Annotated in this window: 11 protein-coding genes; 6 read left to right on the top strand and 5 right to left on the bottom strand. The window is 38.1% G+C overall.

From position 1 onward, the window contains the following. Positions 1-12 precede the first annotated feature (12 nt). Positions 13-1,236, bottom strand: a complete 1,224-nt coding sequence (locus tag OMU_RS22190; protein WP_016182082.1) for a cysteine desulfurase-like protein — start codon at positions 1,234-1,236, stop codon at positions 13-15. Between the two features lie 223 nt (positions 1,237-1,459). Between OMU_RS22190 and OMU_RS22195 the strand changes: the two genes are divergently transcribed. Further along, on the top strand, positions 1,460-2,149 hold the full coding sequence (locus tag OMU_RS22195; RefSeq protein WP_016182083.1) for a GntR family transcriptional regulator: 690 nt from the start codon (positions 1,460-1,462) through the stop codon (positions 2,147-2,149). Positions 2,150-2,241: 92 nt separating this feature from the next. Here the strand turns inward: OMU_RS22195 and OMU_RS22200 are convergent, their stop codons facing one another. Continuing rightward, complete coding sequence (locus OMU_RS22200) at positions 2,242-2,838, bottom strand: PadR family transcriptional regulator (protein ID WP_016182084.1); 597 nt, start codon at positions 2,836-2,838, stop codon at positions 2,242-2,244. Between the two features lie 25 nt (positions 2,839-2,863). Next, the gene (locus tag OMU_RS22205; RefSeq protein WP_034876421.1) at positions 2,864-3,235 is read right to left on the bottom strand and encodes a hypothetical protein; all 372 of its coding nucleotides are present in this window, start codon (positions 3,233-3,235) and stop codon (positions 2,864-2,866) included. Positions 3,236-3,397: 162 nt separating this feature from the next. Between OMU_RS22205 and OMU_RS22210 the strand changes: the two genes are divergently transcribed. From OMU_RS22210 to OMU_RS22220, 3 genes are all read left to right on the top strand, one after another. Beyond that, positions 3,398-4,219 carry a MerR family transcriptional regulator gene (locus OMU_RS22210; protein ID WP_016182086.1) on the top strand — a complete coding sequence of 274 codons (822 nt, stop codon included), beginning with the start codon at positions 3,398-3,400 and terminating at the stop codon, positions 4,217-4,219. Between the two features lie 63 nt (positions 4,220-4,282). Beyond that, positions 4,283-4,687 carry a BtrH N-terminal domain-containing protein gene (locus tag OMU_RS22215; RefSeq protein WP_016182087.1) on the top strand — a complete coding sequence of 135 codons (405 nt, stop codon included), beginning with the start codon at positions 4,283-4,285 and terminating at the stop codon, positions 4,685-4,687. After that, on the top strand, positions 4,569-5,330 hold the full coding sequence (locus tag OMU_RS22220) for a BtrH N-terminal domain-containing protein (RefSeq protein ID WP_229078977.1): 762 nt from the start codon (positions 4,569-4,571) through the stop codon (positions 5,328-5,330). The genes OMU_RS22215 and OMU_RS22220 overlap by 119 nt, the downstream gene beginning before the upstream one ends. Positions 5,331-5,382: 52 nt before the next feature. Here the strand turns inward: OMU_RS22220 and OMU_RS22225 are convergent, their stop codons facing one another. Further along, a complete protein-coding gene (locus tag OMU_RS22225) occupies positions 5,383-6,858 on the bottom strand; it encodes an AcpB/EbpR/MafR family transcriptional regulator (RefSeq protein WP_016182089.1) in 1,476 nt (491 codons plus the stop codon). Positions 6,859-7,042: 184 nt separating this feature from the next. Between OMU_RS22225 and OMU_RS22230 the strand changes: the two genes are divergently transcribed. Continuing rightward, positions 7,043-7,774, top strand: a complete 732-nt coding sequence (locus OMU_RS22230) for a TraX family protein (RefSeq protein ID WP_016182090.1) — start codon at positions 7,043-7,045, stop codon at positions 7,772-7,774. Between the two features lie 17 nt (positions 7,775-7,791). After that, positions 7,792-8,283, top strand: a complete 492-nt coding sequence (locus OMU_RS22235) for a GNAT family N-acetyltransferase (protein WP_016182091.1) — start codon at positions 7,792-7,794, stop codon at positions 8,281-8,283. A gap of 92 nt (positions 8,284-8,375) precedes the next feature. Here OMU_RS22235 and OMU_RS22240 read toward each other — a convergent pair. Further along, positions 8,376-8,621 (bottom strand): ISL3 family transposase (locus OMU_RS22240; protein WP_016178671.1); only part of this gene is annotated, 246 nt, incomplete at its 5' end.

The raw sequence follows: 8,621 nt of genomic DNA on the forward strand, positions 1-8,621 counted from the left end.
TTTTCCACCTTTCTAAGCCATGATTTGTTTGACGGCATTTAAGAAACGCTCGACTTCTTCAATCGTGTTGTAAGGAGCGATACCAGCTCGAATAAATCCGCCTGTCTGATCAATACCTAAACGTTCGACCAAGGTTAACGCGTAAAAATGCCCTTCCGCAATAAAAACGCTGTGTTCTTTACACATTCGGGTACAAAAATCGATCGGTGAGATTCCTTCCGCACGAAAGGCGATGGTTGGAGTTTTCTTTTTGTTACTTTGGTAAAGTTTGATTCCCGGTATCTCTGCTAATCCATCACGAATTTTTTCTGCAAGCATATTCTCATATACTTCAATTGCGTGATAACCGCTGATTAACTGTTCTTTGAGTGTTTCACCTTCACCCAAGCGGGCAATAAAATGAATGGCCTCAGAAACAGCTGGAATTCCTTCATGGTTTTGCGTGCCGATTTCCAATCGATCAGGAACACCTCCAGGCGCTGGTACTACTTTATAAATATCGAGGCTTTCAAATAGCTCTTTTCGAATCACCGCCATCCCAACATGAGAAGCGAAGAATTTGTAAGCAGAGGAGAACAGCATATCAATCCCTAGCTCCTGCATATCAACGTACATATGAGGAATGCTGTGAACAGAATCGACCGCAACTAAAGCTCCAACCTCTTTAGCTTTTGCTGAAACGGCCTTGATATCAGTAATTGTGCCCACACAGTTTGATGCGTGACCTACCGCAATCAGCTTGGTTTTTGGACTAATCAAGTCATCTAATTTATCTAATTCAAGTTCCAATGATTCTGTATTTAACGGAATGTACTTGACGATTACACCGCGGTCCTCGGCTGCTCTGCGCCAAGAGTCAATGTTTGAGTGATGTTCAAGTTCCGTTAAGATAATCTCATCACCAGCTTCCCACTGGTTTGCCAGAGCTCGACTAGTGTGAAACATCATAGTAGTGGCATTGGGTCCAAAGGCAATTTCGTTTGCTTGTGCATTAAATAATACAGCAATGTCTTCTTTCGCTTTTTGAATAAGTGCTTCAGTTTCTTGGCTCGTAGGAAAATTTCCATGGAGGTTGGCAACACCAATTCGCATATACTGACTGATCGCTGTAATTGAGCTTTCTAAAAATTGTGATCCTCCGGGTCCGTCAAAATAAACAACTTGTTGGCCATTGTGCACTCGTTTTAAAGCAGGGAACATCTTTCGAACTTCTTCAATTGGGAACTCTTTTTCCATTACTATCATCCTCCAAAAAGAATTTTGGTTCATCTTAATTTTAAACAATAGATGGGGGCGGTGTCTAAATAAGTTCTTTCAGCGAGCGTCAAGCAATTTTAGGTTTTAAAATAAAACAGTCGCTCAATTAAAGGAGTAAATTTGTTTATTTATGAAAGCGATTGCATAGTTTGTTGGATTGATCTATACTTATAATTTAAATGAAGGGATTGGAGAGACGTGTATGATTGATGCTGAAAAATTTGAGAAAATAAAAAAAGAACATCCGTTTTTCTCAATCACTGAACTAACCTATTTATTTCTTCGAGAGGAAATTATTCATTTACACTTGCCACCAAAACAAAAATTAAACGAAAGCCGAATTGCCAGTAGCCTAGCGATTAGTAGGACACCTGTTCGAAAAGCGTTAGATCAATTACTAGAGGAATTTTTAGTAGAAAAAAACGGCAAGCTTTATACCGTTTCCAGCATGAGCAAATCGGAAAGCCTTATGTTGTGTGAGGCCCGGATTGCAATTGAAGGACACGCAGTATTTTTAGCCACGAGTAATATTAATCCGTCTCAGTTAAAAAGATTAGAAGAATTGACGGTTACTTACGAACAAGTAAATCTTGAGGATGGTAGTTGGGAATATGCGGAGTGTGATCATGATTTTCATAATCTCCTAATTGAAGCCGCTGAGAATCTGCATATTTCTCAGATGTATGAAACGATGGAATTACGCTTGCGTCATTATCGCCATTGCCTAATCAGTGAAATCGGCAAAGAACAATTACGCCCGATTCTCGATAAGTCGGCTAGAAATCATCGAGCAATCTTGAATGCGATTAAGCTGGGGTTTGCGGATCAAGCGAAAGCATTGATCGAAAAAGACATAAAGGGAATGTATGAAGTCTTTTTCGAATGGCGCTAACAAAAAAATTACAAATAGAAAGAGACTTCACTGAGTACTTTCTATTCGTAACATTTCAGAGGCAGCAACTTGCTGTCTTTTTTTGGTTAACCTTAACATTCTTCAGAAGATAGTCGTTCTCTAAACTTCTTAAACCATTCGATCTCAAATTTTGCCTTCTCAATTCCAAGATCCAACGTTGCATATTGGAACTGAGCAATGTCTTTCACGTTTTCTAAATCCATGTATTCAACGGCACCGCCACGCTCTTTTAAGCTTTGTAGAAAGGGTTCGTCAAAAGAATAGCGAGGACTGCTTGCTGCATTGATTTGTTCTAGCGATGCTAATTCATCTTCTAATACTTGAATATAATCTGCTAGCATTTCAGATCTTTTGTCTTTGTCAGTAAAACCCATAAAGAAAAATTTGCTTAACTCCATATTTTTTTCTTTATAAAGCATCGGCTGAGTGATTGATTGTTGAAAATGTTCCTTACCCAAATCTGTAATGAAATACACCTTTTTATTTAAGCCGCCTTCAACCTGTTCCTTAAAGGTGATCATCTGTTTATTCAGCAGCTTCTTTAAAGCAGCTTGAATGCTGCCGGTACTATCACTGCTGACCGTTGAAAGAGAATTCTTAATTGATTGACGCAGCTCGTAAATTGTTGATCCTTGAATCATTAGAAAACCTAAAATGATGATATCCAATTTCTCACTCCTAAAAAAGCTTCTACTATAAAAATGCTGTAACAAAAAAACAGATAGACCCAATCAGGGCTAATGGTGTCATAACGTATTTTTCCTTTTTACTAAAGGACATCAGATTCATCCCTGTATTTAACAATAAATAAAATCCAAAGAAAATACAAATACCCCGAGCAATTGAAAAGGGAACAGCTAACGAAATAATCTCACCCACATATAAGATACTAACGATAGCGATTAATTGAAAAATAAATGCACTTCCACTAGCAAAACGCATCTCAATAGGAAGAACTTTATGTTTGCCGCCCATTGTAAATTCCCCTAAAGGCAGCCCTAATGTCACTAATAATGTTAAGATTGCTATCAGTCCAAAAATCATCGCACCAACAATCGAAAAAATTTCCATTTTCGTTCCTCCTAGCCATATTTATATTACTAATAGTAACATTACTAAAAGTAATGTACAAGTTTATATTAACATCTTTTGAATTTTTATTGACTCCCACGTTACGTGTGACTCTATACTATAAGTAAGCTAGCAAAATAAAAGGAGCATACATCGATGTTTAAAATTGGAGAATTCTCAAAACTATCAAATACCACTGTCCGCACGTTGGATCATTATGCCTCTTTAGGCTTATTAGAGCCTGAAACAATCGATAGTAAAACAAACTATCGTTATTACTCAGCCAGTCAATTATCTAGGCTGAATCAAATCAAACTGCTGCAGCAAACAGGCTTGCCATTAAAAACGATTAAAGAAATCATCACTACAGACGATTTGGATTTTTTAGAACAGCATTACAATCTCCAAGAAAAGAAATTGGAGGAGGATCTAGATGAGCTGTTGAAGAAGCAACGGATGATTTCCCTCCTCAAACAAAATGTGAAAGAAGGGAAAAATATGACACAATATAATGTAGTAGTAAAAGAAATACCTGAACGAAACGTCCTCAGTGTTCGTGGAGTCCTAGCAGCCTATACACTTGAAGGAGAGCTATGGCAAAAATTGCAGAAAGGTGTTACAGAGGTCCAGGCAAAAATGGCTCAACCACCAGTGAATATAACTCTTTTCCATGATGTAGAGTATGTTGAAAAGGATGCAGATGTAGAGGTACAAACAACTGTCATTGGTGAATACCCAGAGGCAAAAATTGCCGAATTTAAAACAGCACCTGCTTTTATCATGGCGTCAGTGACTTTTAGTGGCAGCTTTGATCAAATGCCAAAGGTAACCCAAACAATCGCTGAATGGTTAGAAGCCAACGAGTACCAGATCGTCGGACCAATGATTAACATCGGTCATGTTTCACCAGGAGAAGATCCAAACCCAGAGAATTGGGTCACCGAATCTGGGTTTGTTGTAGCAAAAAGAACAAATTAAGTTGGCGAGCAGTCATTTATTCGTAAGAAGGTAAATGGCTGCTTTTATGAAGGGAGCAAAAAAATGGAGTATGTGATAAGCGAGTTTAAACCTATGGGCGGCAAGCACTGTATCACAAATGCTTTGAAGCAGGTGTTCGAGTATTATCAGATACCAATGACAGAGGCAATGCTTTTTGGAATGGGGACAGCCTTGGGGTTTGCTTACATTAATTTGGCGCATTCTCCAATGATCTCTGGTCGATCAAAGCCAATCGAGTTTGAGCAGAAACTAGCGGAACGTTTGCAAATCGAAATCAACTGCCGACAGCCAAAAAAATGCGGCTACAGGCTTTGCAAAAGCGAAGAAGCTGCTTCAACAAAACCAACCAGTCATGGTCTATGTGGATATGCCTTATTTGAAGTATTTAGGAATGAATTCGGCGAGTCACTTTGGCGGCCATGCGGTGGTGCTATTTGGTTACGATGATGAACGACAGATATTTTACGTAAGTGACCGTGATCATTCGAATTTTCCGATACGTACACCAAAAGGCACGATTGCCAATGATTATCATCTAGTCAGTTATCAGGAAATGGAAAACGCGCGAAGCAGCAGCTTCAGACCTTTTCCAGCAAATAATAAGTATTTGACCTTTGATTTTTCAACCTATAAAGCACCGAGTGCTGAGACAATCAGCGCAGCAATCAACGAAACTTGCGAAACGATGTTGAGGCCTCCCGCCCAATTATTAGGTATTAATGGGATAACTAAGTTTTCACGGGAAATCATCAAATGGCGAACCTTTGATCAGAAGAAATTAAAGACAGCAGGAATCACCAGCTATTTTCAGATCAGCAAAGATGGTGGAACCGGAGGAGGCATCTTTCGGAGAATCTATGGCGAGTTTTTACTGGAAGTTGAACCGATTTTATCTAAGGAAGAGCTTGGGGAGATCGGACGCCAATTTATTAATATCGCTGAAGCTTGGGATCAGTTAGCTGAACTCTTTTGGCAGCTGGGAAGTACAGGAAACCAAGAGTTGCTTCGCTCGATGAGTGTAGAAATTGCGAGGCTAGGTGATCTTGAAAGAATTGCACTGGAAAGACTGCAGATAGTGATTAATGCGTAAATGAAGAGACTAGCTCAAACGAAAATTTCGTTTTGATTTAGTCTCTTCCATCTTAATTTAAGTAAGCTAGTTGTTGGATCAGTGTATTCATTCGATATTCTTCGATTTTCCTGCCTAAACTGGCTAATTTCTTGGCAGAGGGAATATCTTCTAGTACGAATAATTTTTCCTTTGGAATGATCGGAGTAGAAAAATTAGTAACATACAGATCAGATGTGAGTGAGCTGGCTGCTACCTCAGCGTACACTTTATCCGGTTGAACATCTAATATAATTTTCTCGTGATAATTTTTCTCCAAATAATAGGCCAAAAGCTGAGCGTGTTTGGCTCCTAAGTCGCTGCAAACTTCAGTAGAAACTGGTTGACGCAGTTCATCTAATTGTTTCGGCAGGTCATCCCAATAGATGAATAGTCTGAATAGAATCAAATGGAAGTACAGCGAGTACCAAGGAAAACGGCTCTTTGCTTCTTGATCCTTTAAGGTTTTTTCTAGAACCTTCGTAAAAACAGCAAAGTCTCTTTGAATCGCCAAACTATTGTACAGTTCGCGATTATAGGCGATATATTTTTCATAAGGGTAGGTCTTGTAGGAAGTGTAGACGGATTTCAAAAGTAAAGCACAATTTCTGCGGCTCAGATCGGAAAGTGTGATTCCCAGTGCATTGACCATTAAGGAAAGCATCGAGTGACAAAGACGATCGATGCGCGCATCTTCTTCAAGATTATCCCAAGCAAAATCATACCAAAAAATAGTTTGGATCAAATCAGTTTGTCGCTCTTGAGTAATGGGCACAGAGCATTGCAGCATTAAATCATTGATTAAAGCAGTGTAATTCTCTAAATTTTGTGCAGATACTAAATTTCGTTTCGGCTTGCTGAGAAAGCCTTGGTTTTGGCGGATCAAGCTGACTGCTATTAAGAAAGCAAACTCCGTTTTTTGAAGAAAGTTGAGCTTTAAATCAAAATTTTCATTTAAACGAGCAACGGTTGTGAAAATCATTTTCTGGTCTAATTCGAAGGGCCATTCATAGACATCATACACTTCTAAAAAATATTCAGCCATGAACATTCGAACATGCCGTTCATCTTCACCGACAAGGGTTAGATCATTACGATCAATTTTCAGTCCGCGTTTTTCCAAGCCATCGTTTAACTTAACGATTCGTCGATATAGACTTGAGGAACTTAAAAATAGTTCTTTTTCTAAATCCGACCGTAATATCCCGGGATGGTAGAAAAGTATCTCAAGTAGTTGAAAGGTGGGAGACTCCTTCAGAATATCTGAAAAAATCTCATGAACTGTATGATTATCCTTTTCAGTTAAATGTAATTCCCCGGTGCTATTTTTCTCTATTTGGACAATGTCTCCCCACTGATCTTCAATTTCTTGACAATCATTCACAATAGTTTTTGGAACCGCTTTTACTTTGTCTGCTAAATTTTTCACGGATACATAATTATTAGCAGATCTTAGAAGTTCAATTATTTCGATTTGACGATTATTAGTAGAAGATAAGGCATGTCTCATGTTAAACCTTCTTTCAATCGATTGATACTCTTAGTATAAAGGAAAAAAGAGTCACTGAAAATGATTCGTCGATTGAAAAAGAAGAAATATTTTTAACAGCTTGTGAATTATCCTACTAAAGGAGGAAGACTTCACGAATTTATTGTGGCATACTATAGTTATTATTTGAAAAAGGAAGTGGCAAATGAATTTCTCCATTGATGGCTTCAAGTTAAAAGTAATCGCAATTATCGCAATGCTGCTGAATCATATTGGCAGCGGCTTTAGTCTTTATGAACAGTCGAGTGTGCTCTTTTTCTTCACTGAGTTTATTGGGAAATTAACTTTTCCAATTATGGCCTATCTGTTAGTTGAAGGCTTTTATTATACTCACGATCGAAAAAAATACGCTGGAAGAATGACTGTTTTCTGGTTGTTATCAATTTATCCTTTTCACCTGCTGTTTGGTGGAAATCATCCTTTTCGTGCAATCGAATTGGTCAATAATATCTTTTTCACCTTACTCATGGGCTTATTATTAATGATGGCTTGTGAGAAGACAAAATCATCATTTTTAAAATTTCTACTCGTCTTTTTCTTTTCAATGATAACGGTTGTATCTGACTGGTCTTTAATTGGTGTATTATTGATCTACGGATTCTACAAATGGAAGAATAAAAAAATCGGAATCTGGCTGCCAATACTTTATACAACCGCCTTTTTAATACTTCTTTACGCTTTAATGCACATTACTGATGGACAATCGGTTCCGCTTTATCAGGTTTTCTCGGGGCTTGGTATGCTGATGGTGATTCCGTTATTGAAGGCCTATAGTGGTGAAAGAGGCTATTCGCCTAAGTGGGTCAAGTGGGGATTTTACGGCTTCTATCCGATACATTTAATTGTCTTGGCAGTTATTCATATGTTGATTCAGTAAGTTAAGGGGAGGCTTTAATGGAGTATCTCATTCGAGAAATGCATGTATCTGAATACCCATTACTAAGAGAGTTTTTGTATCAGGCAATTTATCAGCGTGATCAAGAGAAGTCTATCCCTAGAACGATCATTGATGATCCGAATATTGCTGTTTATATTCAAGATTTTGGCAAGTATCAGACAGATTTTTGTTTATGTACTCAACTTGGTGATAAAATTGTGGGAGCCGTTTGGGTTAGAAACATTGCGGGATTTGCTGCCATAGATGATCAGACGCCTGAGTTGGCTATTTCACTTTTACCAGAATATCGTGGGCGGGGGCTTGGTACTGCCTTGATGAAAGCAATGATTGGAAAAATGAACAGAGAAGGCTATGCAAAAATCTCATTGGCTGTTCAAAAAGATAATTATGCGTTGAACATGTATCTACAGATTGGTTTTGAGATTGTTGATGAAAATGAGGAAGAGTATATTATGGTTTGTCAATTGAATAAAAACCTTCACTCGTAAAACTTTACGGCTCTAAGTCAAATCGTGTTGTTCTCATTAAATCACTGAAAGGAAATGCTTCGGCGTTTCCTTTTTTCTTTTTGTTTTTTTGCTCAAATAATGTCGCAAAGATTCTGTTGAATCAGAATTCGCATACGAAGGTGGCGAAAGGTTCTAAAACCGAATGCCACTCTCTTAATCACTTTAATCAAGTTATTCTTCCCTTCAAGTTTTCCGTTCGAATAGGGGTATTTTAACGCATTGATAATCGCTTGTTTGTGTTTGTTTAAGTAAAGAATCGCTTTTTTAAATGCTGGATCAAGCATCGGAGGTAAGTGATCAATGCGTTCGTAAAAGTC

It is taken from the genome of Enterococcus avium ATCC 14025, assembly GCF_000406965.1.
GTDB classification, from domain to species: Bacteria; Bacillota; Bacilli; order Lactobacillales; family Enterococcaceae; genus Enterococcus_A; species Enterococcus_A avium.

Coding starts and splice junctions, on each gene's coding strand:
- OMU_RS22190 (WP_016182082.1), bottom strand. CDS start 1,236: ATGGAAAAAGAGTTCCCAATTGAAGAAGTTCGAAAGATGTTCCCTGCT.
- OMU_RS22195 (WP_016182083.1), top strand. CDS start 1,460: ATGATTGATGCTGAAAAATTTGAGAAAATAAAAAAAGAACATCCGTTT.
- OMU_RS22210 (WP_016182086.1), top strand. CDS start 3,398: ATGTTTAAAATTGGAGAATTCTCAAAACTATCAAATACCACTGTCCGC.
- OMU_RS22215 (WP_016182087.1), top strand. CDS start 4,283: ATGGAGTATGTGATAAGCGAGTTTAAACCTATGGGCGGCAAGCACTGT.
- OMU_RS22225 (WP_016182089.1), bottom strand. CDS start 6,858: ATGAGACATGCCTTATCTTCTACTAATAATCGTCAAATCGAAATAATT.
- OMU_RS22230 (WP_016182090.1), top strand. CDS start 7,043: ATGAATTTCTCCATTGATGGCTTCAAGTTAAAAGTAATCGCAATTATC.
- OMU_RS22235 (WP_016182091.1), top strand. CDS start 7,792: ATGGAGTATCTCATTCGAGAAATGCATGTATCTGAATACCCATTACTA.